The organism is Streptomyces sp. NPDC047072, assembly GCF_040643855.1.
Taxonomy (GTDB): Bacteria; Actinomycetota; Actinomycetes; order Streptomycetales; family Streptomycetaceae; genus Streptomyces.
Window position 1 is genome coordinate 18489 of the sequence record NZ_JBEYVC010000042.1, and the last position, 26797, is coordinate 45285.

General features: G+C 70.3%; 19 protein-coding genes. 12 read left to right on the top strand and 7 right to left on the bottom strand.

Features of this window, described 5'->3' with window-relative positions; translation table 11 throughout:
* Positions 1–768: 768 nt before the first annotated feature.
* Together ABZ896_RS19975 and ABZ896_RS19980 are read right to left on the bottom strand one after the other, a co-directional pair.
* Positions 769–963, bottom strand: coding sequence for a hypothetical protein (locus ABZ896_RS19975; protein WP_360930363.1), 195 nt, complete (start codon positions 961–963; stop codon positions 769–771).
* 1577 nt (positions 964–2540) lie between these two features.
* Positions 2541–3797, bottom strand: coding sequence for a Fic family protein (locus ABZ896_RS19980; protein WP_360930366.1), 1257 nt, complete (start codon positions 3795–3797; stop codon positions 2541–2543).
* 2048 nt (positions 3798–5845) lie between these two features.
* Here ABZ896_RS19980 and ABZ896_RS19985 point away from each other — a divergent pair.
* The 3 genes from ABZ896_RS19985 (at position 5846) to ABZ896_RS19995 (ending at position 10111) form a co-directional block, all read left to right on the top strand.
* Positions 5846–7048: a hypothetical protein gene (locus ABZ896_RS19985; RefSeq protein ID WP_360930369.1), complete on the top strand. Its 1203-nt coding sequence runs from the start codon at positions 5846–5848 to the stop codon at positions 7046–7048.
* 355 nt (positions 7049–7403) lie between these two features.
* Positions 7404–8504 carry a bifunctional DNA primase/polymerase gene (locus tag ABZ896_RS19990; RefSeq protein WP_360930372.1) on the top strand — a complete coding sequence of 367 codons (1101 nt, stop codon included), beginning with the start codon at positions 7404–7406 and terminating at the stop codon, positions 8502–8504.
* Positions 8501–10111: a hypothetical protein gene (locus tag ABZ896_RS19995; RefSeq protein ID WP_360930375.1), complete on the top strand. Its 1611-nt coding sequence runs from the start codon at positions 8501–8503 to the stop codon at positions 10109–10111. The genes ABZ896_RS19990 and ABZ896_RS19995 overlap by 4 nt, the downstream gene beginning before the upstream one ends.
* Before the next feature lie 441 nt (positions 10112–10552).
* Here ABZ896_RS19995 and ABZ896_RS20000 read toward each other — a convergent pair whose 3' ends face one another.
* Positions 10553–11029 (bottom strand): NUDIX hydrolase, encoded by a 477-nt coding sequence (locus ABZ896_RS20000; protein WP_360930378.1) that lies wholly within the window; start codon positions 11027–11029, stop codon positions 10553–10555.
* Positions 11030–11634: 605 nt separating this feature from the next.
* Here ABZ896_RS20000 and ABZ896_RS20005 point away from each other — a divergent pair.
* Positions 11635–12183: a peptide deformylase gene (locus ABZ896_RS20005; RefSeq protein WP_360930381.1), complete on the top strand. Its 549-nt coding sequence runs from the start codon at positions 11635–11637 to the stop codon at positions 12181–12183.
* A gap of 406 nt (positions 12184–12589) precedes the next feature.
* On the top strand, positions 12590–13261 hold the full coding sequence (locus ABZ896_RS20010) for an HAD-IA family hydrolase (protein ID WP_360930384.1): 672 nt from the start codon (positions 12590–12592) through the stop codon (positions 13259–13261).
* Here the strand turns inward: ABZ896_RS20010 and ABZ896_RS20015 are convergent.
* Entirely contained in the window at positions 13247–14539 is a 1293-nt protein-coding gene (locus tag ABZ896_RS20015; protein ID WP_360930387.1) for a helix-turn-helix transcriptional regulator, read from the bottom strand. The two genes, ABZ896_RS20010 and ABZ896_RS20015, sit on opposite strands and share 15 nt — an antisense overlap.
* Before the next feature lie 212 nt (positions 14540–14751).
* On the opposite strand from ABZ896_RS20015, the gene ABZ896_RS20020 reads away from it, so the two are divergent.
* The 5 genes from ABZ896_RS20020 (at position 14752) to ABZ896_RS20040 (ending at position 21334) form a co-directional block, all read left to right on the top strand.
* Positions 14752–14946: an FxLD family lanthipeptide gene (locus tag ABZ896_RS20020; RefSeq protein ID WP_360930390.1), complete on the top strand. Its 195-nt coding sequence runs from the start codon at positions 14752–14754 to the stop codon at positions 14944–14946.
* Positions 14947–15025: 79 nt separating this feature from the next.
* Entirely contained in the window at positions 15026–17062 is a 2037-nt protein-coding gene (locus ABZ896_RS20025; protein WP_360930393.1) for a lantibiotic dehydratase family protein, read from the top strand.
* Positions 17059–18126, top strand: a complete 1068-nt coding sequence (locus ABZ896_RS20030; protein ID WP_360930396.1) for a lanthionine synthetase C family protein — start codon at positions 17059–17061, stop codon at positions 18124–18126. Before ABZ896_RS20025 ends, ABZ896_RS20030 begins: the two co-directional genes overlap by 4 nt.
* 54 nt (positions 18127–18180) lie before the next feature.
* Entirely contained in the window at positions 18181–20235 is a 2055-nt protein-coding gene (gene fxlM / locus ABZ896_RS20035; RefSeq protein ID WP_360930399.1) for a methyltransferase, FxLD system, read from the top strand.
* A gap of 4 nt (positions 20236–20239) precedes the next feature.
* Entirely contained in the window at positions 20240–21334 is a 1095-nt protein-coding gene (locus ABZ896_RS20040; RefSeq protein ID WP_360930402.1) for a hypothetical protein, read from the top strand.
* A gap of 138 nt (positions 21335–21472) precedes the next feature.
* Here the strand turns inward: ABZ896_RS20040 and ABZ896_RS20045 are convergent, their stop codons facing one another.
* Entirely contained in the window at positions 21473–22744 is a 1272-nt protein-coding gene (locus ABZ896_RS20045; protein WP_360930404.1) for an MFS transporter, read from the bottom strand.
* A 94-nt stretch (positions 22745–22838) separates the two neighbouring features.
* On the opposite strand from ABZ896_RS20045, the gene ABZ896_RS20050 reads away from it, so the two are divergent.
* The gene (locus tag ABZ896_RS20050) at positions 22839–23615 is read left to right on the top strand and encodes a phosphotransferase (protein ID WP_360930407.1); all 777 of its coding nucleotides are present in this window, start codon (positions 22839–22841) and stop codon (positions 23613–23615) included.
* A 405-nt stretch (positions 23616–24020) separates the two neighbouring features.
* A complete protein-coding gene (locus tag ABZ896_RS20055) occupies positions 24021–24794 on the top strand; it encodes an SGNH/GDSL hydrolase family protein (RefSeq protein WP_360930410.1) in 774 nt (257 codons plus the stop codon).
* Between the two features lie 145 nt (positions 24795–24939).
* Here the strand turns inward: ABZ896_RS20055 and ABZ896_RS20060 are convergent, their stop codons facing one another.
* A complete protein-coding gene (locus ABZ896_RS20060) occupies positions 24940–25743 on the bottom strand; it encodes a class I SAM-dependent methyltransferase (RefSeq protein WP_360930413.1) in 804 nt (267 codons plus the stop codon).
* A 116-nt stretch (positions 25744–25859) separates the two neighbouring features.
* Entirely contained in the window at positions 25860–26504 is a 645-nt protein-coding gene (locus ABZ896_RS20065; RefSeq protein WP_360930416.1) for a hypothetical protein, read from the bottom strand.
* Positions 26505–26797 lie beyond the last annotated feature (293 nt).

The window sequence follows — 26797 nt, forward strand, 5'->3', positions numbered from 1 at the left end:
ACAGGCTTCAGGAGTTACCTGGCGATTGGCTGGTCGGTCGAACTCGGGGGAGCCCGATTGCGACACCACGAGCCTGCCCTTCAGACACGCGCTACGTGTCCCCTCCGGATAGGACCTCCTTCAGGCCGCCATGAGCGCCATCACGGCGCCGTTTGGGTGAGCAAGTCGGCGGTCTATCGGAGCTGGCGTTTTGTAGCCGCAGTAGCGTGATTCCGGGCTATGCGGCTGTGATGCCGATGGGCAGGCCAGATTGCTGGTCTACTGACCCACGATCTTGCTGGAAGGCAGGCATAGCAGTTGGTGTGCCACAGTGCGGATCCGCTCAGAAGCCTCGCCAACCAGGACCGACTTATCCCTTTTGCGGGCATATAGGCGCGCCGAAAAAGGGCCTCTGACCTGCATGTTTACGCTGTGACGGCCGATCTCGCATCGGCTGCTCCAACTGTCCGCTCGCGGCCTGAACGGCCGCGAGAGGGGCCATTCTGTCCCTTGGCTGGTCCATGAGGCGCCCGGGAGTGCTTGTCACGGCGCGACTCGGGGGTCGGCTAACGTGTGCAGTCTGTAGCCACGGTCAGGTAGCCGCGGCGGAGACAGCGAATGCGCTGATGATCGTGCAGGGGTCAGGTGACTTCTCGTAGGTGCCCATCCGGTCAGGCTCAGTGCGGTCGGCAGCTATCGCTGGGTGGAGTCCGACGAATCGGCAGGATGACGGACTCCAGGGTGCCGAACACACCGGCCCACCAGTCGGGCCGCACAGCGCGTCGACACTCAGCGCGCTCCAGTGCAGCCGCGCACGAGCTTCTCCAGCGGCTCCAGCTCTCGCGGGCCGTCCGGCACCTGACAGGTGTCACCGTCACTGAAGGAGTCAGCGAGCCGGTAGAGCCGTTCTTCCTCGCCGGCCATGCGGTGTCCGCGCTCGGCGCGGCGGGTGCAGCGTTGCTCGGCGACGGCCGCAGCAGTCACCTTCGCCGGGCACCCGCGGGAACCGCCATACGCAGCAGTTCCTCAGCCGCCTCCAAGCCGGCGGCGCCGCAGGTGATTGTCCCGCTGGCAGCCAACCGGACCTGCGGGCAGACGAGTGGGGGCAACCTGCTACTCCAGGTTGGCGAGCATTGCGGGCCGGGGCGGCCACGAGCGCGCTGAAAAGAAGGCCCGGCCGCTCGAGGAAAGGCACCTCGCGGGAGCCATGGGGAACGTCCGAGCTCAGGACGGGGGAGGCCGCCAGATAGGCGACCGGCGACTCCCGGCCGCCAGTCAGCGGCCGGTCTCTCACCAGGAGCAGGCGGTCTGTCGCGTCGGCCGCTGGCCTCAGAGCCTTCCCCAAAGCGGGCGCACATCTGCGCAACCACGTCGGGCCACCTCAGCGCCAGCACCGCCATTTCCCAGGCCGAGGGGCTCGCCGTGGATGCTACCGCTGGCGTGCGGCGACGCGGGCAGGCAGGCTTTGTCGACGCTCCGGCTCCGGCCAGCTCCGCAGCGACCGCAACTCGGACCAGATCGGCGGCCTGGCGGGCCGAGTGACCGCGGAAGGACGCCGCCAGACATACCCCCGCACACCAGCGCCACGGTGCCCCGCTCAGACGGCGGCCCGTACATCCGCTCCCGCGTCCGGAAAACCGCGCCGACCTCCACGCTCACCCGCTCCGCTGCCCGGTGCAGCGGGAGTCCAGCTGAGCGGCGCACCGCGTCCCGAGCCCCGTTGTACGCCTCAGCCTCGGAGCAGTCGACGTAGGCGGCGCAGACGTCCAGTAAGGCCCGGTGATCGGCGGTGAGCCGGCGGGCCCCGGCCAACTTGTCGGCGACGTCGGCGAGCGCGAGATCAGTGCGGACGTCCTGAAGCCACTGCTCTACCTGCTCGTCGTCTGCGAGGTCGTGGCGGGCGGCGTTGCAGGCGTAGCCAAGCCGGGTCCGCGGTTCGGGGTCTGCCAGCGCCCTTTCCGCAACGTCGCGGCGCCGTGCGGCGAACGCGGCAGCGCGCGACAGGGCCTACGGTGCGGGTGGCGGGACGATGGCGCACTTCTATGCAGCCCCGGTCGGAATCCTCCAGCGACACATAGGTGGCGGCCTGATCGGCGGTCTTGGAGTGCTGGGTCGCGGCGCAGGCCCAGCCAGGAGGGCGTGGACGAGGCCGTGACAGGCGATGTTCACCAGCTCCTGCCACTCACGTTTCCGCGATCAACTCGCGCTGCACCAAATCGTCGACGACCAACTCCTGGCCAGGAACCCCGTAGCGTGCCCTCCGGCCTCGGCCCCCACGTACAGAGCACGCGCGTCGTAGCCAGCAGGGCCCGCCGCAGCGTAGCGGTGCTCTCGGGAACGGACGGGCGGAAGCTGCCGGCTGTCACCCTAAGAGACGCCTTGGACAGGCCGCTGTGGGCGCGGGTGCCCGGCAAGGGTTCACAAGCCGCAGGCCAGCGCCCGGCAGTACCCAGCCGCGCACTCCAGGCCTAAGCCAGGAGGCGATCACTAGAGGCCACCATCGCTACACAGTGTTACATTTGCCTTTAACTGGCGACGCGCCGCGTTAAAGGAAACCGCTCTCAGGCCCAAGCGTCGAGCTCCGGCAGGTCCCACTTCGTGTTTAGTCGGCGCTCTGCGCCACTGATCAAATCGAGGACATCCGTTGCCAGGTACGCACGGGTCCCGCGTTCCACTTCCTTGACCTGCACTACTCCTGAACCAGCCAGCTCTTCCAGTGCGCTCGAGGCTGCCACGAACGAGATCCCAAGCAACATCTGCGTCGCTCTGGCCGTCACGATCGGCACCCCTGGAAGTTGTTCCATCAGTCGCACCACGGCGGCGCCCTTGCGCGGCTGGCCTCGTCGGCCTTGAGACGCTCGAAAATGCGCCAGCTTGGCCTGCCAGGTCTTTCGCATGTGCGCCAGCTCGTCAGTGAAGCGCCTCGCCTCGGCGACGGCATCACGTGTAGCGGCCAGAAAGACGCGGATCCACGCATCCACGCCTGCCGCGGCGGCCGGGCTTCCTGGGTCGCCCACATACCGGTAGGCATTCAGCCCGGCGATGTACTCGCGGGCATGGGCCAAAAGTGACATAGAGATTGGCAGGACATGGCCGACGGCCAGGCCCTGACGGGCGAGGGCAGTGTGGATCAACGCGCGCCCTGTACGACCGTTGCCATCGTTGTATGGATGGATGGTCTCGAACTGGGCGTGCACTAGTGCCGCTTGGACGAGAGGCAGAGGGTGATCTTCGGAGATGAACCTCGCGAGATCATCCATGAGGGGCCCGACAAGTTCCGGGGCAGGAGGAACGTATTCCGCTCCGTGCGGACCATAGGCCGTTCCACCCACCCAGTTCTGCACGGTGCGAAGGAACCCTGAAGTCTCATGCTGTTCCGTCTCCACCATGAGCGCAGCCTGCAGGCTGTTGATGTCTTCCACCGTCACCGTCTCAGTCTCGGTTAGGGCAGTGACTGCTTGCCGCAGGGCTAGGACGTTGTTCACGACTTCTCGAGCGCTGTCGCTGATGCCGCGGTGAGACCGTTGTTCGTCGCCGGACTTGGTCGCAAGCATCAGTTCGAGGTGGGCGATGGCCCGAGCTGAAGCGACCACTCCCTCGATCCTCGACGAGGCCACGGCCTCGGAACGCAGGAGGAACCGTGCCAGTGATTCAAGGTGGGGGCTGGTAGGCGCAGCATCATTGAAGGACCGCACCAAGAGGTCAACCTCCGCGACCTCAGCCGCGAGCTCGGGCGAAAGTCGGATTTGTCGTCCGGTGAGCAAGTCCGGCTCGTACGCGGCGAACGTCCGGGGGTGCTGATCCTCCACAGCAGGCATCGCGCCAGGCTGTGATGACCAGTGCCGCTCCGAAAACCTTGCCACTAGACACGCTCCAAAGGTTCAGCCTCAGGCAGATCCATTTAAGGATAGTCTGTGCTCCGTGATGTTTGGTGTGATGCACGGAGCCGATCCGGCTGGCGGGGCACTCGCCTCGACTGCCGGGCATCGGTCTGCCAACACGCCAACATCACTTGCTTCTGGACGTGCTGGGGTGCGCCACACCACAGCGAGGTCAACGGTTCGATCATCGCCTCGGTCACTGACCGGGGAGCTCGTTCCATGGGGCAAAAGCGAAAAGGCGACCCCCAGGGCCGCCTCACCGGGCGACTTCGCCAAGCCGCCCATCGCCACCACTCGGGGAGCCACCCCGAGTTCTTTCCTGTCTGCCGCATCGAGCCGACTCAGTCGGCGTCACTTGTCGGCCTGCGGAGCCACCCGCACGCCGCAAGGGGAGGAGGAATCAACAACGGCCTGACCTGACCCATCCGCCTTGCGGCGGAATCCACTCTCACCCCCGCTGACCTGGAGTTTCACTTCAATCGGTCGAGCGGCCGGTCGTGTTGTGCCTTCATCCCTATGCAGTTCTGGAGCAGATCATAGCCGCCAGCCATAGGGCTAGTCCTGTATTGCCAAAAACAGGCTCGAACGAGTCTCCCCCGGACTTGGCCCCAAAAGGAACATATATCCCAAAAGAGGTCCATCGGCGAGGCGCCGCGCCCCGTCGGTGGCCGAACACACGTACTTCTACTGCCGAACTCGCGTCATCTAGTCCTCTACTGCTCAGCAGGGTTATGCGGACGCGCCTCTCGGCTGCGGTTCGAGCGCTGATCGCTGATCCGCGGCTGCGTGGCTGTACACACACGCAGGTCTTGGCTGCGGTTGTGCTCATGGGGAAGACGAACCATCGCACCGGGCAGGTCCAGGTGACGGCTCGGGAGCTGGGCCGGTGGCTGGGGGTTTCGGAGTCGAGTGTCGATCACGACGTGTTCCCTGACCTGGTGGCGGCGAAGGCGGTGACGACGGAGGTTGTCACCGCGTCGAGCGGCAGGGTCGAGGGGGTGTTGTGCCGTGTGGAGCCGGTGTGGGAGGTGCGTGGTGAGTACGGGGCTGCGCTAGCGCTCACGCGGAAGGAGTTCGCGGTCCTGCTGGGCTTGTTGGAGGCGTTGTTCGCTCCGGGGTGGGCGGGGGTCGATACGCCGGCGGGCCCGCTCGCGGAGCGTCAGCACAAAGGGGCGGCGACGGACCGGTTGGCGTTGCTGCTGCTGGTGCTGCATGCGCGTGAGGACGGGACGGTTCCTCTGGTCGGTGGGACGGTCCAGGGCGGGCGCGGTCGGTGTGCGGCGACGCTGGCGAAGTTGCTGGGGTGTTCGGTGTCGGGGGCGAGCAAGGTCCTGACGCGGTTGCGGCGGTGGGACGTGGTGGAGACGCCGTCGCGTCGTGCGGGTTCGGGGATGCGGGGCAAGCAGCTGCTGTTGGTGCCGGCGGTCGCGGAGGCGTCTGCCGGGGGACCTGCGTCCGCTGCTCCTGTCCCGTCCGGACCAGAGACTGCGGACGGTCCTTCCTCGGCCGGGCCGTCTGTCTGCCCGGGTTGCGCGGCCGTGGAGACGGCGGGGGAGGGGGAGGAGCCGGTTCGGTTGTCGGGGGAGGGGTGGTGCCAGGAGTCCTTCGAGGACCTCCTTGAGCAGCGCCCCGATACTGCACCCGGAGATCATGAGGCCTCTGTCGATGAAGAAGGCGCAGGTCAGGAGCTGGAGAGCGGCAGTATCGAGGGGGTGTTGCCGGAGGTTGAGGGGCGCTCCGGTGCCGCGTCCCTACACGCTGAGCACTCTGGGGTTGCTGAGGTTGCCGATGAGGGTGCGGGTAGTGGTGGGTTTTCCGGCTCTGCCGTCGGAGGCGGAGGTGGTCGGCGGGAGCGCGCGGGTACACGCGAGCACGCCGCTGGTTCGTCGGATGCCGCAGGCGGTGGGGCTGAAGGTGGCCCGCTGCGCGGGGAAAAGCCCGGTCAGCTCGGTTCTGGGGAGGGTGAGTTCGAACGCGGGCGACCGGTGTTCGCCCGTCCGGCGTCGTTGCCGCAGGACCTGGGTGAGGCGCTGGCTCCGGTAGCGGGGTTGTGGTCGCGGCTGGGCCGGTCGAGTACGCGGGCGTGGCTGGCCACGCTCGTGCGGGGTGAAGTCGGCCGGTTGCGGGGGCTGGTGGAGCCGGAGCTGGCGCAGCGGGTGCTGGCCGAGCGGCTGCAGCGCCGGCTGGATGAGCAGCTCAGTCCGGTGGTGGACCTGGTGAGCTGGCTGCTGAAGCGCGGGTTGCCGCAGCGGCCCGGGTGCTGGCAGACGGTGTGTGACGAGGGCCTGCGGATGGACACCCGGGGGGCGTGCGAGAGCTGCCGGGTGCTGGTGGGGGACCGGCGGGGGCTTCGGCAGCGGGTGGCCGAGCAGCTGCTTGCGGAGCGGCTGTCGGGCCGTGTGGTGATCGCGGAGCGGGAGGTGGGCCGGGAGGTCGAGCGGCGGCTGCACGAGGCCGTGCGCGAGGAGCTCGTGCGCAAGGCGGCGGCGCGGGAGCGGGCGGTGGCCGAGCAGGTGGTGCGGGAGGCCTCCTACGAGCTCAAGCGGCAAGCGTTCGCAGAGGCCCAGTGGGCGCGGGCGCAGGCGCCGTGTGTGGATTGCGGGCTGGACGGGGCGGCCGGACTGTGTCTGCAGTGCACGGAGCGGCGCGGGATCGAGGCCGCGGTGGGCGAGGCGACGGCCTTCGCGCTGGTGCTGACGTTCGATGCCGGTGACGCGGCCGGGACCCGCGCGTTGTGGCGGGACTGCGAGCGGGCGACCCGGGCCGTGCTGGAGGAACGCCTCGCGCGGCTCGGCGAGGACGGGCACGATGCCGCAGCGGTCACGTTTGCCGGGCGGCGGCTGATCGAGGAGCTGCGCGACCGGCGGCGGCGGGCGGCACTGGTGCGGCTCGGGCAGCACGAGGAGGCCGAGACGGCCGCGCGGATGGCGGCCGCCGCCCTGCGCCGCAAGCAGGTCGAGCCGAACGAACCGGAGGCCCGTCAGGCCGTGCGGGAGGCCGCGGAGGCGGCCCGCGTACGGGTTGCCGAGCGGTGGCTGGGTGAACTCCTCGCCGAGCTGCGCTGTGTGTGCTCGCTCGGCCCGGAGCCCGCCGAACGCACGGACTGGACGGTGGCGTTGCCCGCGTTGGCGGCTCAGCGGCTGCCGGAGGACCGGGCCGGTGCGGTGCGGGAGCGGGTGAGCGTGTGATCGGGATGCGCGTGTACGGGCTCGCCGTTGTCCGTGGCCGTCGGGGCACGGTTGCGGTTCGCAGGCGCCGTGGCCGGCTGGCGCCGGTTCGCGGGCCGGTGCCGCATGGCGTCGCCGACGACGCCGGGGTCGGCTGTCGGGTCACCCGGGCACAGGCGAGAGAGCGCTCGCACCCGAGCCGGAACGGGAGCGGGGCGGACGCCAGCGAGGCCCTGCCGCACGGGCATACGGCCGTGTGGGTGAGGGAGCGGCGGCTGCGGGGACGCACGAACCGGGACTCGGCCGGCGCCTGGTGGCTCAGGTCGGCACCGACGGCCTCTCGTCCTCAGGGCGGGGCGGCCCAGGTGCTGCGGCCGTGGGCGGGCGCGGGCCGGGAGACGGCGAGTGCGCCTTGACGCGGGGGCTGGAGTTGGCCCTTTGGTGCGCGGAGCAAGGGTGGTGGGTGCATCCGCTGCTGCCCGGGTCGAAGCGCCCGGCCGCAAACTGCCCCCAATGCCGGCCTCCGGCACCGGGCGAGCGTGCCGCGTGCGGGTTCGCCGGCCGCGACGCGGGGGAGTGCGGGTGCCTTACGGCGGGGCGCCACTGCCACGGGGTGCGGGCGGCGACGCGGGAGCGTGAGCTGGTCCACCGGTGGTGGCGCGGCCGGGACTTCGCCGTGGGGGTGGCCACCGGCCCGTCCGGCGTGCTGGTGGTCGACCTGGACGACCACCACCATCCGCTGCCAAAGCTGGAGTTGCTGCTGCCGGGGATCGACCTGACCGGCCACCCGGACGTGGGGCGGGTGCGGACCGGGGTGGACGTGCTCAAGCTGCTGTGCGGGGTGCGTCGGGCCGCGAGCCTGCTGGAGGCACCGCCGACGCTGACGGTGCGCACGCCGTCCGGCGGTGTGCACCTGTGGTACCGGGTTGAGGAGAAGGCGAGGTTCGTGCAGGGCGCGGGCCGGCTCGGGTGGCAGGTCGACGTGCGGGCCGGCTGGTCCACCGCGGTGGCGCCCGGCACCGTGACTGCGGCCGGCCGCTATCAGCTGGTCGGGCCTGAGCGGCGTTTGGCCCGGCTTCCGCGCTGGCTCGCGCTGGAGCTGGCCCGCGTCGGCTTGCGCACCCGCGATCCCGCACTGTCCCCGCCGCGCCGGCCCCGGCTGCCCCGCCCGGGCCCGGACCACCGGCCCCACGATGCACGCGCGTATGCCGCCGCGGCGCTGCGCAGGGAGCTCGCGACCGTGGCGGCGGCCCGTACCGGCCGCAACGACCTGCTCAACCGTGCCGGGTTCCGTCTCGGCCAGCTGGTCGGGGCCGGCCTGCTGGAGCACGACCAAGTTCACCAGGCGCTCACCGAGGCCGCCGCACTCGCCGGGGTCGACCCCGGCGAGGCCAAGGCGCAGTCCACCATCCGCCGCGCACTCCAGGCGGGCATCCGCTCGCCGCGCACCATCCCGATTCCGGGAGCACGGTCATGAACCACCCCCTCACCACCCGCGCGGCACTGCCCTTCCCGGCCCGGGAACCACACCCCGCCGACCCCACGCCCGAGCAGGGCGGACCCGGGGAGCCGGAGTCTGCGCCGCCCCCGCCGGCGCGGGCCGCGGAGCGGGGGCCGAAGCTGACGCAGGCCGACGTGCTGTTGCGCCTGGGCATGGACGAGTACCACCTGGTGCAACACGACAACACCTCCTACGCCGTCCCCTTGGACGGCCCCCCGATCGCCCGCCCGCTGCGCGCCAAGGGCGGCTTCGGCGGCACCGGCAGCCTGCGCCAACTCCTCAACCGCTCCTACGTGCTGCGCACCGGCCGGGCGCCGGGCCAGGGCTCGCTCACCGACGCGATCGCGGCCATGGACGCCCTCGCCCTGGACGCCGAGAAACAGCCGGTCCACCTGCGCGTCGCCCCCGACCCGGTGGACCCCCACGGGACCTGGCTGGACCTGGGCCGCGCCGACGGGCTGAGCGTGTGCATCGAACCGGGCACCTGGTCGGTCACCACCCCGCCCGTCCACGAGGGCCCCTTGTGGAGGCGTACCAAGCTGACCGGTGAACTGCCCCTGCCCGAACGCGACCCGGGCGGCTGGCAGACGGGCATCGGGCTGCTGCGCGAGCTGTCCCCGCTGTCCGAGCAGGCCTGGCCGCTGGCCGTCGCCTGGCTGCTGGCCGCACTCCGCCCGGACATGCCCCGCCCCGTCGCCTACTTCAACGGCGAACGCGGCACCGCCAAGTCCACCGCCGCCCGCCAGCTGCTGCGGCTGATCGACGGGATCGACGCCGAGGTGCGGGGCACGCCCCGCAGCGAGGACGACGGCGCCGTCGCCGCCTCGGCCGGCTGGACCATGGGCCTGGACAACCTCGCCGGCATCCCCCAGTGGCTCAGCGACTTCCTGTGCCGGGCCGTCACCGGACAGTCCGTGGCCAAACGCGAGATGTACACCGACGACGACGTCGCCTCCTGGTCCTACCAGCGCCCCCTCCTGCTGACCGGCATCGACGTCGGCGCCCTCGAACCCGACCTCGCCGAACGCCTCCTCCCCTTCACCCTGGACACCATCGGCCCCAAGTCCCGGCGCAGCGAACGCGACCTGTGGACCAGCTACCGTCGCGCCCACGCCCGCATCCTCGGCGGCCTCCTCGACCTGGCCGCCCTGGTCTGGGCGAAACTCCCCGACGCCGCCGACCAGCTCACCCAACGCCCCCGGATGGCGGACTGGGCCGAACTGCTGTGGGCCCTGGACGCCGTTACCGGCTGGAATTCCCTGGCCACCTACACCGGCTCCCAGCACGCGATCACCGACGACGTCATCGACGCCGACCCCGTCGCCACCGCCCTCACCCGCTGGGCCCGCACCACCGGCACCACCCACTGGCAGGCCCCCACCAGCCAGATCGACGAAACCCTCCGGCCACCCGGACCCCTCCCGGAGAAGTGGCCCAAGACCACCGCGCTGCTCTCCGCACGCCTGACCTCCCTCGCCCCCGCCCTGCGACAACGCGGCATCGACATCCGCAAACTCCCCCGCAGCAGCACCACCCGCGGCTTCCTCATCACCCTCGACCCCGACCCCAGTCCAAGCACCTGACGCTGGCCGTATCCCGCCCCACTCCCAAGGCGCCGCGGGCCCTCGCGATGCCCGCCCACGCCCCCGACACCGCGCCCCTGCACGGCACTTGACAGCCACCTCGGACACCCCACCAGCGCAGATGCTCATGCGACCGCCCCGGGACAGCCGCCGCGCCAGCGTGACCATCATCCAACTACCGCGGCGTGACCCGACCGGCCACCGCCTTGTGACCGTTCAGGCTGGTTGGCGGCTCCCACACGTCGACGAGGCACTCCACCAGCGAAAGCGCAGCTCACATGCTCGTCGTCGGCATCTCCGCCACCAGCCGTGAACACCCGCCATCTACTCGGTCACGGCCGCCGACTACCCGCCACGCTGCAGTTGTCCGGTGCCAGTGAATCTTGACCATTTGGCATACTTTGACCACTGCCTGCTGGCACAGTGGCGTCAACTGCTGGGTTACCGGGTGAGAGCGGCGAGATAGGCGTCTAGGGGCTGCACATACCCCGGGAGGGGTTCGAAAAGGTTCCACCAGCGGATGGCCGCAATCTCTTCGGTGGGCTCGAAGGCGCGGGCCTCGGTGCAGGACCCCGCGTAGAGGGCCAGATACTCGGCTCGCCGGTCAGGCGCCAGCACGAACCGCGCATAGCCGATGAACCGCAGCCGTTCATCAGACTGCTGCCCGCTCTCCTCCATCAACTCGCGCGCGGCAGCCTGGCGAGGGGATTCCCCCTCTTCGACGCTACCCCCTGGAAGCTCCCAGGACTGGCGGTACCGATCGAAGACCATAAGGACGCGACCGGCTCGCCACAAGGTGACCAACGCCGCCGGCAGCGGGGCGTCCTGCGGCGGCGCTGCCTCGCCGCCCCGTGAGAACGAGATTAAGGAGTTACCACGGCCGTCGACTGCCAGCGGTTTATCTGCGGGGAAGGCCACGGTGTGGATGCTTCCCCGTACGACTCCACGAGAAGCCCTGCCATCGCGCTCCGGCCGGTCAAAGTGGCAAACGGTCAGGGCTCACTGTCCCAGGCCAGCAATGACGCACCCTGACGCAGGCCATGACGCAACCACATCCACCCACACCAGTGTTGACCTGGATGTCATCCCCGGCACTGGCGCTGATGACGCAATGACGCTCTCGTACCCTTTCTCACTAAATAGAAAGAAGAGGGGGCGGAGAATCAGAGACATGGTGCGCTGTAGCGTCACCTGCGTCGTGGCGGGACGAAGTGCCAGGTCAGCCAGCGTTCCACCCCACAAGGCCGGGAGAGCCGAGCGTCAGATGACAGCGTCACCGCCGCGTGGAAAGCATCACCAAGGCGGAACAGGCGAGGAGAGCGTCACAGCCTGCCACTGACACCCAACACGCCCCCTCACCGGCTGCGCGCCTCCTTGTTGCAGGGCCAAGGCCACGACGGCAGCACCGGCAGCACCTGCCATGGCCGAAACCGCCTGGACCACATCACCGGTGCAGGACAATCCTGACGGAACCCAGGCCGGGCAGAGAAGGGACACAGACAGCGGTGCGACCCAGCGAACAGATGCGCGGTCTCGGAATCGTCCAGTACGGCGCGCCGATCCTGGCCGAGCCCACCCGCACTTTCCATCTCCCGTCCGAGCGGGCCCAGGCCGACACCGTTGTGCACCACCTCTTCGCCGTCATGGAGCGGCTCGCCAGGGCCCACGACTTCTCCGGCAAAGGTCTCGGCCTCGCGGCCCCGCAGATCGGCATCAACCGCGCGGCGGCCGTCGTCCGTGCACCCCACGCGGATCCGATTGTGCTGCTCAACCCCCGGATCATCGAAGCCTCCCAGGCGACCGACGAACGGTACGAGGGGTGCCTGTCACTCTTCGACGTACGGGCCCTCGTCCCCAGGGCGCTGCAGATCACGGTCGAGACCGCGGCGCCCGACGGCACCACGGCGACAACGGACTACGAGCACGGCACAGCCCGCCTGATCGCCCACGAGATCGACCACCTCAACGGGATAACTCTGCTGAACCGCATGAATCCCGGCGTCGAACCCATCCCCGTCGAGGAGTACCGCACCCGCCCCGAGGCCACCGGCCAGCCCTGGACGTACGAGTGAGCGAGCAGCAACACGATCACGGAGAAACGCAGTGAGGGCCCATGTGTGAGCGCCCGCCCTCGGAAGACGTGCAAGAGGATGGAGGGGGCGACGTCGAGGCGCCCCTGACCGGCGGGCGCCTCACTCACGGCGTCGTACAGGTCGGCGGCACGGTCCGAAGGCCCGTATCGGCCTTGTCGCCCTTCGCCGCACGGCTGATGCGTCACCTTGAACAACGTCGATTCGCCGGTGCGCCCCGCTAACTGGGCCTCGACGACGCAGGACGGAACATGTTCAGCTACCTGCCCGGCACCGTGCCAGCGAAGTTCCAGCGACATCAGCTCATCGCCGCCCGAAACGTTTGATCGCGCGCCCCCGATCACAGCGGGCCCTGCGCGCCCAGCGGACCGCACCACGATCGCGGGCGGTGCTGCCGCAACTGCCTTATGGTCCGTACGCTTTGGGAATGCCGACAATCGCAGAGCCCAAGTACGGTGCCGTGATCTTCGACTTCTTCGGGGTCCTGACCTTCAACATGGTCGAGGTGATCTCCTACTTCGAGGACCGGGAGAAGCTGGCCCGAGGCACCTTCCTGCGCGCCTGGGCCGACCCACGAGGGCAGGACCTCTTCCGGCAACTGGAACTCGGCGAGATCACCCAGACCGACTGGAACAACGGCTTCGCTGCCCTGATCGGCGTCGCTCCGGACAACCTGATGGCCCGCTACCTCAACGACGCCTTCCCGGCCCACCAGGTGATCAAGGTGGCCCGGCAGGCCCGCACTGCCGGGATCAAAACCGCGGTCGTGTCCAACAGCCTCGGGCGGGAGCCGTACGACCCCTACGCAGGCTTCGACTTGCACGGCGCCTTCGACGAGGTTGTGTTCTCTGCAGAGCACGGGGTGCGTAAGCCCGACCCCGCGATCTTCCGCCTGGTCCTCGGCAAACTCGGCGTGCCGGCCGAGCGGTGCCTGTTCGTCGATGACAGCGAAGAGAACCTGGCTGCCGCCTACCGGCTCGGCATCACGCCGCTCCTGGCGCTGGACGAGAAAGTCGTCGCGCGGCGTCTGCGCGAAGAACTTGGCCTACCCGACCTGTAGGAACTCCCGCACAGCGGCGTGCGAGGTGTGCGGCGCCAGCTTCTCGCGGAGCCCCTTCAGCTCCGAGGCCGAGCGCGCAGAGTCCACCGAACCGAGGCACCTGGCCGCGTGGCGTGCGGTGGCGACCGCAGCGTCTAGATCGTGCATGGCGAGATGTGCCTCGGCCGCGCGAGCGAGGTAGATCGCGTGGCTGCGCGGGTACTCCTCGTCGCCCGGGTACGCCGCTGCCATGCCCGCTTCGAAGCGGCGCAGCGCCTCGGCGGGATCGCCGAGCTGCAAGGCGGACGAGCCTGCGATCATCTCGATCTCGCCGTAGTCCACCCAGTACAGCGTCTTCGGATCGTCATCATGCGCGCCCTTGCCCAGCGCCTGGCGGGCGATGTCGAGTTGCCGGGCGCACGCCTTCTTCGCGCCCGTCTTCGACAGGGCGCGGGCGGTGCGGGCCGCCAGCATGGCGTGCATCCGCGGAGTCGCCTTCCGCCTCACCTGCTCCTCTGCCGTCTCCAGCAGCGACACCGCTCTGCCCGCCTGTCCGGGGGTGGAGTAGCACTGGATCGCGGCGAACGACAGCGCGTACGCGCCGCTGATTGGATCGCCGGCCTCGGCGGAGGCCCGGAACGAACCGTCGAAGAACCGCTGGGCGATACCGGGGCGGCTCTGGTCGAACGCCGCCCATGCGACCTGCCGGGCCGCTTCCGACGCCATCGAGTACAGGTGGTCCAGTGCCGGACCGTGGTAGCGGCGCGACTTGATCTGCGTGACGATCAAGGACAGCTCGCTTCGGGCGAGCTGGTACACCTCGCCGCTGCCCAGCTCGTCATCCATATGCCGCAGGTAATCGAGCCGGTCGCCGATATGGGCTAACAGCGCCGGGCCGCCCGGTACCTCTCCGTGCACCCCGTCTGCTCTGCCCGACCCGAGGGCCTTGGACCAGCTGCTCGCTGAGAGGGTGAGCGCCGCCCCGGCCGAGAGGAAACCTCTGCGATCCACGCTGCTCCCCTTCAACAGGTCGGTCAGAACGGTCAGGCTCCCTGGCTGGTCCCACGGCACCGCCGTGGCGGCTGCGGAGCCGGTCTCGTGCAGCGCCGCCGTGAAGGCGCCGCCGGTCTTCAGCACTCGGTCGTAGGCGGCAGCGACAGCCGGGGTCACCGACCTGTTCCCGTTCTCCACGTTGCGCAGGTACGCCTCGCCGAACCCCGCCTCACGGGCGAACCTCGCCCAGACGACGCCGGATGCCCTACGCGCCTCCCGCATATGGTCGCGGAGCTGATCAGACATAGGGGACCGCCTCACTGCGTGGGATCGGTGCTGGATCGGTGCACGCCATTGTCCAGCACGCCGTCACGGTGTGTTCTCAACTCGACACGTGCGCAAGGCACTTCGCGCAATCCCGCACCGCCGCGACCGGCGGTGCCAAGCCACGCGGTAGCACCAGACCGCTGGCTGCACACCCACCTCAGCAGTTCCTCCCTCAAGGAACAGGAGCAGTGATGAGCACGCAGACCATCCAGCGGACGGCCGGCACCCCCGAGCCCGCCGCGGCCGACGCCGAGACGGACGACCCGTTCCACCTCGACATCACCTTCATCGAGAACACGCCGGACACCGAGACGGTGCTCATGTGCAGCACCGGCGACACCTGCGGCTCCTCCTGCCCGAGCGCCTGTTCCGGCTCCACGGTGTAACCGGCCCGGCCCAGCCCCGCGGTGTGGGCCGGACGGGAGCCCTCGTCCAGCCCACACCCCCCGCCCAGAACGGAGGGTCATGACACGCTCCCGACACAGCCTGTACCAGAGTGCCGGCGAAGGGATCCTGCGCGCGGCCGCGCACGTCACCGGGCCGGACATGCCGCCCTGGCCGGGACCCGACGCACAGGCCGAACACTGGCGCTCATGGCTGGCCGCGGTGTGGGCCGATGACACCTTCCGGAAGACCGTCTCCGACGCCAGCCCGGATCTGAGCTGTCAGGTGCAATCCATCATCGACGGGCGGTCGCACAAGGTACGCCGGGTCCGGCGGGCCGCCCTGGCCGCCGCCCGGTACGCGATCAGGTACACCAGCCGCTCGGCCCCGTTCGGCCTGTTCGCGGGTGTCGCGCTGTTCGAGTTCGGCGGTGCGGCCGAAGTGCGCGTCGGGGACCAGCACCTGGCGGTCCGCCGGCCGGACCCGGTGGCGCTGGACACGGCGATCAGTGACTGGGAGACGGGCAGCGAGCGGATGTCCGACATCGAAGTCTGCGTCAACAACCTCGCCCAGCAGCGGGACGGGCGCGTCTACATCCCCTCCGAGGGCGCCTCGGAGTTCTCGCTCGCGCTCACGCCTGCCCTCGCGCTAGTCCTCGACGCCGCCCGCACACCGATCCAGTACGCGGCCCTGGCGGAAAAGCTCGCCGCCGAGTTCCCGAACACGGCCGAACATCACCGGGCAGGGATGCTTGCCCAGCTCCTGCAGGTGCGGCTACTGCGGTCCTCGCTGCGCGCTCCCGCCACCGTCGCCGACCCGACCGCACCCCTGCCGCCTGCTCTGCGGGAGGCCACCCAGATCCATGTGACGGCGCCGGATCTGCGGCTGGACGCCACGGTGCGGCTGCCGAAGGCAGTCCTGACGGAGGCGGAGACCGCCGCCACGGTTCTGACCCGGCTCGCCATGCATCCGGCGGGGACCCCCGCATGGCGCCGCTACATCGAGCAGTTCGCCGACCGCTACGGCGAGAACGTCAACGTGGCTTTGGACCTGGTGACGGACCCCGAGCAGGGCCTGGGATTCCCCGAGGGGTTCGGCCGCGTATCCGAGCCGCCCCGCCCGATGACCCGGCGAGACCGGCTGCTGCTGGAGCTCGCCGGTACCGCGGCCCTCGAGGGCCGCACCGCGGTGGCGCTGTCCGGCGCGATGATCGAGGAGCTGGAGGCGGCCGCCGGGAAGCGCATGATCAACCCGCCCCATCTCGAACTGTGCGCGCAGGTCCAGTCCGGCTCGCCGCAGGCTCTGGAGCACGGCGACTTCCGCCTTCGGGTATCCACCGCCTCCCGCGCGGCAGGCTCGTTCGCGGGCCGGTTCTGGCACCTGTTCCCGTCGGCCGGCGCCGGGTATGCCGGTCTGCCCACGGTCGAGCCCGGCGCGGAGCTGGCCCAGTTGTCCTTCCACGCCGGCCGCGTCCGGGCGGATCTGCTCACCCGGGCCCCGCAGGTGCTGCCCCGGCTGGTCAGCGTCGGGGAGTTCCGGCACCGGGAGCAGGGGGTGCTGTTCCCGTCCGATCTGGCCGTGGGATTCCGCGACGGCCGCCTCTACCTCGCCGAAGCCGCCACCGGCACCCGTCTGGAGCTGCTGGCGCCGACCGCGATCAACTTCGTGTGGAACAACTACACCCCGCCCCTGGCCCGGTTCCTCGCCGAGATCAGCCGATCCGCAGCCCCGCAGGTGTCCTGGTTCGACTGGGGCGCTGCCTGGACGCTGCCCTTCACCCCGGCACTGCACTACCGGCGGACGATCCTGACGGCAGCACGCTGGAAGCTGCGGGCCCGCGATCTGCCCGGCCGCGCCACGACGCGCGATGAGTGGGCCGGGCAACTGCACGCCTGGAGGCGACGCTTCGGCATGCCGGACCGCGTGCTGCTGGCCGAGGACGACCAGCACCTGCCGCTCGACCTGCGCCAGAACATGCCCGTGGACCTGCTGCGCGCCCACCTTGACGCCAGCCCGACCGGGGTCGCGGTGCTGTACGACGCGCCGCCCCCGGACGCCGACGGATGGATCGGCGGACGGGCCCACAGCATCGTCATCCCACTGAAGGCGCGCTCATGACAGCCACGGCAACCCCGCCCAGGACGCAGGAACTCTCCGAAGGCGCACTCGGGATGGCCCTGCTGCACATCGAGCGCGATGACCTCGCAGCCGCGCGACACAGCCTGGCCCAGGCCGTTGCGGGCGGCGTCAGCGCCGGAGGCAACGCGTCCCTGTTCCACGGCGCCCCGGCGCTAGAGTTCGTGCTCGGCCGCGCCGGGCGTACCGACCCCGCTGTACGGGACGCCGTCGACCGTGTGGTGGCCGCCCGACTGGCCACAGCTCGCAGCCGGCAGGCGACCGGGGAGCTGACACGTCCGGCGGAGTTCGACCTCATCCGCGGCCTGACCGGGCTGGGCGCGCTCCTGCTGACCCGCGGCGCGCCCTCGCCGCTGTTCCATGGGGTTCTGGCCTATCTGGTCTCCCTGGCCCGGCCGGTTCGTGTTGATGGCCGGGAGCTGCCGGGATGGTGGTCGGCGGTGGGGCCCGCCCACCAGGAGATGCCCGGCGGGCACAGCGACAACGGCGTCGCACACGGCATCGCCGGCCCCTTGGCGGTGCTCTCCCTCGCCGTCCGGCACGACGTCCAGGTGCCGGGACAGCGCGACGCCATCGACGTGTTCGCGCGCTGGCTGGACACCCACGGCTGCTGCTACTGGACCACCCACGACCAACTGTCACTCCCACCCCAGCCGGCACCCGCGCGACCGTCCTGGTGCTACGGCCGGCTCGGCATCGCCCGCACCCAGCAACTGGCCGGGATCGCGCTGAAAGACCCCGCCCGCCGACGCGCGGCGGAAGACACCGCCATACGCACGCTGACCGATCCGACCCTCCTGCGGCTGATCACCGACGCCTCGCTGTGCCACGGCTGGGCCGGCCTGCTGACCGTCGCCCGCGCAATGGCCGACGACAGCAACACTCCAGACCGGTTCGCACCACTGATCGACGACCTCACCCTGCGCCTCGCCGCCGACCTGGACCAGCTGCCCAAGCCCGGATTGCTGGAAGGCCGCACCGGCGCACACCTGGCACTGGACGGCACCAACAAGACGGACTGGACCAGTGCCCTGCTGATCACCTGACCACCTCTCCCGCCAGCCGAACCGAGCCCCCATCGACCAGGAGCGCCCACGACCATGGCCGAAGACCTCCCCGAACTACCCGCCGAAAGGGGCTGGTGGCACGCCAGCGTGTCCTTCCCAAACGGCGGAGGGGTGCCCCAACACGCCGCTCAGGCGCTGTCGTCCGCACTGTCCGACCAGCGGTTCCACTTCCTGCGCAAGGACGGCGGACTACGGCTGCGCACCGAACGCCCCGCGGCCGACGTGCTGGACCGACTCGTCGCCGCCGGCCAAGCCAGCGGCTGGACCGGCGGCATCTACGAGCCGGAGACCGAAGCGTTCGGCGGCCCCGAAGGCATGACCGTCGCCCACGACCTGTTCTGCGCGGACAGCCGCGCCGCCCTGGACCAGACCGGCATCCCCGGCGCCAGAGAGCGCTGCGTCCTGCTGCTCTCCACCATGATCCGGTCGGCCGGCCTGGACCCGTTCGAGGCCGGCGACGTATGGGCGAAGATCGCCTCCCTACGGCCACCCGCCACCCCGCCCACCGGCCCGGCCCTCGACCAGGCAGTTGAGGCCATGCGGCGCCTCATGAACGCGGACGCAGCCCGGCGGCCGGACGCCGAACCCGGCTGGAGCGAGCGCGTCGCCGCATTCGAGGACACCGGCCGCCAGCTGAGACGGCTCGCCTCCGAGGGCCGCCTGACGCGAGGCCTGCGCGCCGTCCTCGCCCACCACGCGATCTTCGCTTTCAACCGCGCCGCAGTACCCGTCGACGAGCAGGCCGCCACCGCATGGCTCGGCCGTCAAGTCGCCTTTCCCGAAAGGGGAACAGCCGACGTGTTCACCCGCCAGCCCCCCTCCCCGGACCATAACCTCACTCGCATGGAGAGCACCCTGACTTCCGTCACCGACCCCGCTGAACTGCGCGAAGCACTCGTGAACCGCTTCACCGACAGCGGCCACCTGCGCACCCCCGACGTCATCGCCGCCTTCCGGGCCACCGAGCGCCACCGCTTCCTCCCCGGCGTCAACCTCCAGGCCGCGTACGTCAACGACGCCGTACCCATCAAGCACGACGCGACGGGCGAGATGATCTCCTGTATCTCCGCACCCTCGATCGTCGCCACCCAACTGGAGCAGCTCGGCGCCCAGCCCGGGCACAAGATCCTCGAAGCCGGCGCGGCCACCGGCTACAACGCCGCCCTCCTCGGCCACCTCGTCGCGCCCGGCGGCCACGTGTGGACCATCGACGTCGACCAGGACCTCGTCGACGGCGCAAGCAAGAACCTCGCCGAGGCCGGGGCCACGAACGTGACCGCCGTACTGGGCGACGGCGCGGCCGGTCTCCCCGAGCACGCCCCCTACGACCGCATCCAGTTCACCGTCGGCGCCGGCGACGTTCCCGTGCGGATCCTCGACCAGCTCGCCCCCGGCGGACGCCTGGTCCTCCCGATGCGGATCCGTGGCAGCATCTCCCGTAGCTTCGCCTTCGAACGCGACGGCGACGGCAAGACCTGGAAGACGGTCTCCTGCGAGATGGCCACCTTCGTGCCCCTGCGCAAGGGCGTCTGCGACGACGTCTACACCCTCGTTCCCCACGAGGGTGAGGGCAATGTGCGCCTGGAGACATTCAGTGAACAGGAGGTGGACCGCGAAGCGATGCGCACCGTCCTGGACCAGCCGCAGACCACGCTCTACACCGGCGTGAAGTTCCGCAAGGGTGCCCCCTGGGAGTGGATGTACCTGTACCTGGCGTGCGTGCTGCCCAACGGCCTGTCCCGCATGCCCGGCTCCCGGCCCGGTTACGCCCCGAGTTTCGGATGGGGGGCCATGGCCGCCCTCGACGGTGACACGCTCGCCTACCTGACCCAACGTGAAGGCGAGGACGAGCAGGGCAAGTTCTGGGAGGTCGGCGTCACCGGCCACGGCTCGCGCGCCGCCGAGCTCACTGACCACGTCGTGACTGAGATCGGCGAGTGGCACCGCGGCTGGGGCAACGACGGGCCGGAGCCCGGCTTCCGGATGGCCGTCGGCGACGCCCGTGACCAGCTGCCCGCGGCCGAGCCGCGCTTCGTGATCGACAAGGCCTACAGCCGCCTCGTCGTCGACTGGCCGCGCAAGGACTGAGCCGATGATCCCGCCGATAGCCAGCCGCATCCCGCTGGTCCGCCGAGCCAAGAAGCCCGCGCTACCGCTGGACGAACGCCTCACCCTCCTGAGCCGGCTGACTGTCGCGCCCGCAGGTGCGGCCCACCACGACCTGGTGGCCCGCACCTGCTCGGTCCTCAACTACGCCGCGCTGATCGCCTCCGACGTCGGCATGCCCGACCTCGCAGCCGACCTGTGCTGGAGGCAGCACGAGGTCTTCGCCGACGCCGGACAGCACACCGGCGACATCGCGGTGATGTCGCTCATGCCGATCATCAACATCTCCCGGCTGCTGACCCGCGAGGGCGACGGCGAAGCCGCCTACGACGTACTCACACGGCTCTACCGCGCCGCCCAGCAACGCGGCACCGCCGACATCCGGGGCCACGCCGTCGACCTGTCCACGCTGATCAACACCGACGCAGACCACCAGACCATCTGCAAGGAGCTGTGGGTCACCGTCCTCGTCGACGGCGCCAGGGCCCTGGCCCGCGTCGGCCGCTGGACCGAAGCCGCCGACGCCATGACCGCGCATCGCGGCATCGGCAACCGCCTCCTCGACGGGCGCCAGATCAAGATCATGGCGCTGATGGAAGACGGCCTGCTCCGACAGGCCCGCGACACCATCGACTCCACCACCTCCACAGAGGCGTGGGAGAACGTCATCGCCGCCCTCCTGCGCATCTGCTGCAGGACTGAAGCCTCACCGGCACCGCGGCCGGAGCTGGATGCCGCCATGCAGGCGGCACACGGCCTGATCGCCACGCCCGACCCCGAGACCGCCGTGTTCCAGGCCCGTGTCGGCCTGTGCGCCCTCGACCTGGACGACGAGATCAGTCCCCGCGCCGCCCTGCTGCGCAACGCCGTCGTCGACGTCGCGCTCCTCGACGCGTACGCCGCCCGCGACGTCCTCGGCCACCAGCCGACCTGCGCCCACATGACCAGTGCGGCCCGGCAGAAGCTGGACGCCGTGCTCGCGGGATCGAGGCTCGGCGCTGGGAGTCTTCCACCAGCGGACATGGACGCTCTGACGGCGGCCGTGGACGAAGCCGAAGTCGCACTCCGTAGACTTCTGTAACCCGCTTGGTCAAGGTCGTCCCGGCCTCGCCGTGGTGGCGCCGGCCTGGCTCGACTCATCCGTCCTGCCCGTCGTACCCGAGCGCTGAGCGGCGGGCCCTGATCGCCACCCGCACCGCCAAGGATGCCTGACTCCACCTCACGCGGCGGTGGCGATCTCGCCGTCACTCTCCCCAGACCCTGCGCGACGGGCCCCGGCCAGGGTGCGAATGTCCAACGACAGCAGCGCGCATCCCACCGCGAGCACCACCAGTCCCGCACCGCCGGCGGCGATCACGGCCGGACCGAACACGGCGGCCAGCGGCCCGGCCACTGCCAGTGCCAGCGGCGCCAAAGCAAGGCAGCCCAGCAGATCGATGGACGAGACCCGTGAGATCGCCTCTGCCGGCACCTCGCGCTGCAGGCAGGTGCGCCACATCACCATCGTCACGTCCCACGCGACCCCGGAAACAAGAGCACCGGCCACCACCAGCAGCAGCGGAGCACCCGCCGCCAGCAGCAGCGCAGGCAGCGCGGCCGCCGCCGTACACACCGTGGCCAGCAGCATCGGCCGTGCCGGACGCAGTCTCGCCGCCCAGCCCGCACCGCCGATCTGCCCGACCACCTGCGCCACCATCACCGCGGACCACGCCCACGCCCCGCCGAGGTACTGAGTGGCGAGCATTGGTCCGAGCACGCCGTTCACGCAGTTGACCACCGCGATCACCAGCGTGAGCTGGCTGGTCGTCACCCACAGCCACTCGTGGCGGCGGAACTCGTCCCACCCCTGGCGCAGATCCGCCAGCACCGTGCCCCGATAGCGCACCGGGCGCGGCGGCACAGCCCGGCCCAACGACGCGAAGATCCCCGAGCACACGGCGAACGACACTGCGTCCAACGCGAGGGCGATGGCGGGCCCGACCACGCTGACCGTCGCACCCGCGAGGGCCATGCCCGCCAACCGCGCCGTATTCGTCGAGACCTTCAGCAGCGCGTTCGCCTCCTGGCGGTCCTCCTGCGGTACGAGGTCGACGACCACGCCCTCAAGCGCCGGGGAGAACAACGCCCGGGTCACACCGCCGGCCGCCGCACACACCGCCATCCAGACAACGGGCCCGTTGTAGTAGAACAGCGCGGCCTGCACCGCCCAGAGGGCGGCCGCGGCGGACTCGGTCACGGTGATCAGACGGAACCTCGACCGCACGCGGTCCCCGAGCACCCCGCCCAGAAGTACGAACAGCAGCTGCGGAATCGCCTGGCACGCCAGCACCAGCGACAGCGCCGCAGGCGAGCCGCCCGGCATCTGCAGCACACCGAAGGACAAGGCGATGGGCCCGAAAGCGCTCCCGAAAACGGACGTGAAGCGGGCAACGGCAAGGCGGCGGAAGTTCGGTGCACTCTTCAGTAAGCCGAAGCTGCGGCGGGAAATCACGCCCGGACCCTACCGACGCCCGGACCGGATTGCCCCGATAACGACGACAATCACCGGAGCAGCCGGACTGTTGCACGCCCGAGGAAGGAAGGGGATGACTGACATCTCGCCCTCTGGAGACACACCAGCAGATGCAGGAGCCGCCGTCGAGGTGCCCCTGACCGGGGGACGCCTCACCCACGGCGTCGTACAAGTCGGCGAAACGGTCCGAAGGCCCGTATCAGCCTCGTCGCCCTTCGTCGCACAACTGCTGCGCCACCTTGAACAACACGGATTCGCCGGTGCGCCCCGCTACCTGGGGGTCGACGAGGCGGGACGGGACATCTTCAGCTACCTGCCCGGTACCGTGCCGGCGAAGTTCCAGCAGTGGACCGACGCTCAGGTGGGCGCCGCCGGTGTCCTGCTCCGCAGGCTGCACGACGGTACGCGGGGCAGCACGCTGGCCGGACGGTTCCCAGTCGTCTGCCACCACGATCCCGGCCCCAACAACACCGTGTTCCTCAAAGATGTGCCAGCGGCGTTCATCGACTTCGACACCGCAGCCCCCGGCGAGCCGCTTGAGGACGTCGGATACGCCGCCTGGACCTGGACGATCTCGGCCCGCCCCGATCGAGGACCGGTCGACGTCCAGGCCGCTCAGGTGCGCTTGCTTGCCGACGCGTACGGCCTGGACCGGCACGAGCGCCAGCGTCTGGTCGCGGCCATTCTGGAGCGCCAGAGCCGCAATGCCCGGTTCTGGGCTGATCGGGCCCGGAGCCCTTCGGAGCCCGGCCCCGGTATGGACGTCATCCAGGCGCGAGTCGAGTGGAGCCGCCGCGAGCACGCCTTCGTCTGCGCTCACCGCGCAGCGTTCGAGAGTGTTCTGGGCTGACCGGGAGACGCGGACTGGTGGCATGGGTCCGGCCGGGGCGAAGTTTGCCGGACCGCTGTAGCGGACGAGCAGGTCACCGCGCCGGTGAGGACCGGGACTTCGGACTGTCCATGGGGATGGTCAACGTGGGCCACAGCGTGATGAGCGGCTCCCGCCCGGGGCAGACCGCGGCAGGCGTCCCGGTGGCGCTCGACGTCAGTCTCGGTGCCCGACCTGCTCAAGGAGCGTTCGTCGGCGCGCGCATCATCCCTTCGAGGGCTCCCGCCGGAGACACGGCGCCAACTCCGCCACGCGGCCTTAGAGTTGTCGCCGTTCCACGACGCGCCCAGCTGGGGAGGTCCCGTTGTATCGTCGGCACCGGCCTGACGCCGCTCCCACCGTGCCGTTCGCCCGGCTTTCCTCTTCATGACCTCGCCTAGCATCCCGCAGTCCTTACGGATCCTGTGGCTCGGCACCTCGATCATGGAACACCGCCAGGCCCACAGCCCGCGACTGACCGAACCCGCCACCCTTGCCCAGGTCGGCGAGACGGTCCGGATCACGGAGCACCGCTCCACCGGCTATGTCCACCGCGTCCACCTGGTGCTCCAGCTCGCCCATCCCCGCGTCTCCTTCATTTGCGACAACCGCGGTCAGGGCGGCGCAACCTCCCGCGACCTAGCCACCGCCGCCCACGCCCTCTCGCCGCACCTGCGGTACGACCTCGCGGTCTACGGATGCGGCATCAACGACGTCTGGCGCACCCATCAGGGGCGCACGGCCGAGGCCGTGTCCATCCAGGAGTACGCCGAGAACTACGCCGCCACCCTCGCCCTCCTGACCGGGCAAGCCCGCCGCACTCTGTGCGTCTCCGAAACTCCGTTCGGTCCGGTGTGCTCTCCGGAGAGCGTCGACTCCATGAACCGTGACCTCGACCGCTACAACCAGGCCGCCGCCCGGACCGCCGCTGCCGCCGGAGTCCCGTATATCGACGTCTGGACACCGTTCACCCGGACCGCCCGCGAATTTGCGCACCAGTCAGGGCGGGAGCAGCCGACGCTGTGGAGCGACGGCGTCCACCTCACCGATCTCGGCGTCACTCTCCTCGCCCAACACGTCGATGCGCACCTGCGCGCAGAGCGCGTCATCGAGCAGCTCCTGCGAGCACCAACCGACCCCAGCGAAAGACTGCGGGGATGAGACAGTCCGGGGTGGCGGCCCGTACCGAACTCGGGCTCCATCTCGAAGGTGCAGTCTCGCTCGCGGAAGTAGCAGCGACGCGTGCTTCGGCCACGTCGCCGATGCTGCCCGGTGTCACGCGGGCAGGATTCCCGATCCGGCACGGTCAGGGCCGGGTGGCGATGATCGCCTCGGTGCGGATCACCTCGTCGAAGAGCCCGCACGGGGCGAAGGCGAGCAGTGCCGCGCGCAGGTCCTCCTCGAAAGCGTGCTTCTGGTCGGCCAGTTGGGCGGGGCTGGAGTAGGAGAGACTGAAGACCCAGCCGACGACCTCGTCCACGGTGCGGGTGAGGATGTGGTCCCAGCGCGCGGTGTCGATCCGGGAGAACGGGGAGCGGGCGAGGACGTCCTGGTGGCGTTCTGCGGGGTGGGAGTAGGTGCCGGAGCCGGCGCGGCGTTCGGGTCCGAGGTAGCGGGCGCGGACCTCGTCGACGACGTGGCGCCAGGGGGCGGGCTCGAGGTTGCCGAGCGAGCCGCCGGAGGCGAGGACGATCGCCCCGCCCGGCTCGATGATCCGGTCGAGGTCTTGGGCAACCCGGGCGCGGTCCATCCAGTGGTACGCCGCGCCCATGACCGCCAGCAGCACCGGCCCGATGGACATCGCTGGGAGCATGGTGGAGTCGCCCTGGTGCCAGGTGATGTTGGTGATGCCCTGCGTGGAGGCCAGGCGGCGGCCCTCGGTGAGCATGCCCTTCTCCGGGTCCACGGCGATGACCTCGCCGACCAACGGTGCAAGGTCGAGGGCGAGGACGCCGGGACCGGCGCCCAGGTCGAGGACTCTCTGAGTCCCGTCCAGGCCGAAGCCTGCAGTGAGCAGGGTGTAGAACTCGGGAGCGTAGCGGGGCCGGAAGGCGGCGTAGTACGGGGCGGTGGACGCGAACAGCTCTTCTGGCGTGTACGAGGGGGGCACGGGCCCAGTCTCTCGCGGCAGCGCTCTGGCAATCAGCTGATCGGCACCAGTTCGTCCCCGCGGGCAGGGCCTGATCGTGCGCTGTTCGAGCACCGCGGACCGTACGGTGACCGGGGCTACTGCGGTGGCGGGTAGACGGCAGGCCCCAGGCCTGCATCGGGCGCCTCCACGCGGATGCTCAGGCGGGTGTCCGGGACGGCCAGCCGGGCCGCGACGGCGGTGTGGACCCACCGGGCCAGGTCGCTCGGGGTGGCCATGGCGCCGTCGCCGATCTGGTCCAGCTCGCGGTACTGCAGATCGCGCTGCAGTTCGGCGACCCGAGTCTTCAGCGCGGCGGTGCGGTCGTCGGTCATCAGCCGGGGCGGCGCCTGGAGTTGCACCGTGATGGAGTAGCTGTGGCCGCGGTCGGGGGAGCAGACGTGATGGGCGGGCGCACCCAGGGCGTGGTGGTAGAGGTACGCGGTGAAGGTGTGGCTGCTGGTCAGTGCCGGCTGGTCTAGGTCTGCGGTCTGCTCCAGGAGGTGGTGGACGAAGTGCAGGCGGGCCGGGTCCACCATCCTGCCGTCCTTGAGGTACATGGCCGTGTCGGCCATCGCGAACCGGGACATCGCCACCGCTGCTTCGCAGTCGCGGCACCCCTCCCGCCCGGCCAGCCGGACACCGGGGTGGTGGTCGAGGAGGTGCTTGTAGAGGGCCAGTTCGTCTGCTCTGAGGCTGACTCGGTCATCGGCGATGCCGTGCGTCCACCAGGCATCGGCCACGTCACGGCACCTGGGACAGGCTGCTATCTCGAAGGCCACGGTCACCCGGCGAGCCTATCCACCGCCGGCACCCCCGGCTCGCCCGGGCGGGGCCGGGCTGGGGGAGAGGCAGCCGGCGCCGTTCCCGCGTGAGGGCTCAAAAGGCCCAGGGAGTCATTTCAGGCGTTGTTCCGGCTGCCCGTCCACCAGCCCGGCCGGGCAGGTGGGCCGGGGCGGGGTGAAGGACGGCCAGGCACCGCTTCCGCTTCAGGGCTCAAGGCCCAAGGTGACATGCAGGTGTTCGCCCTGGCCGT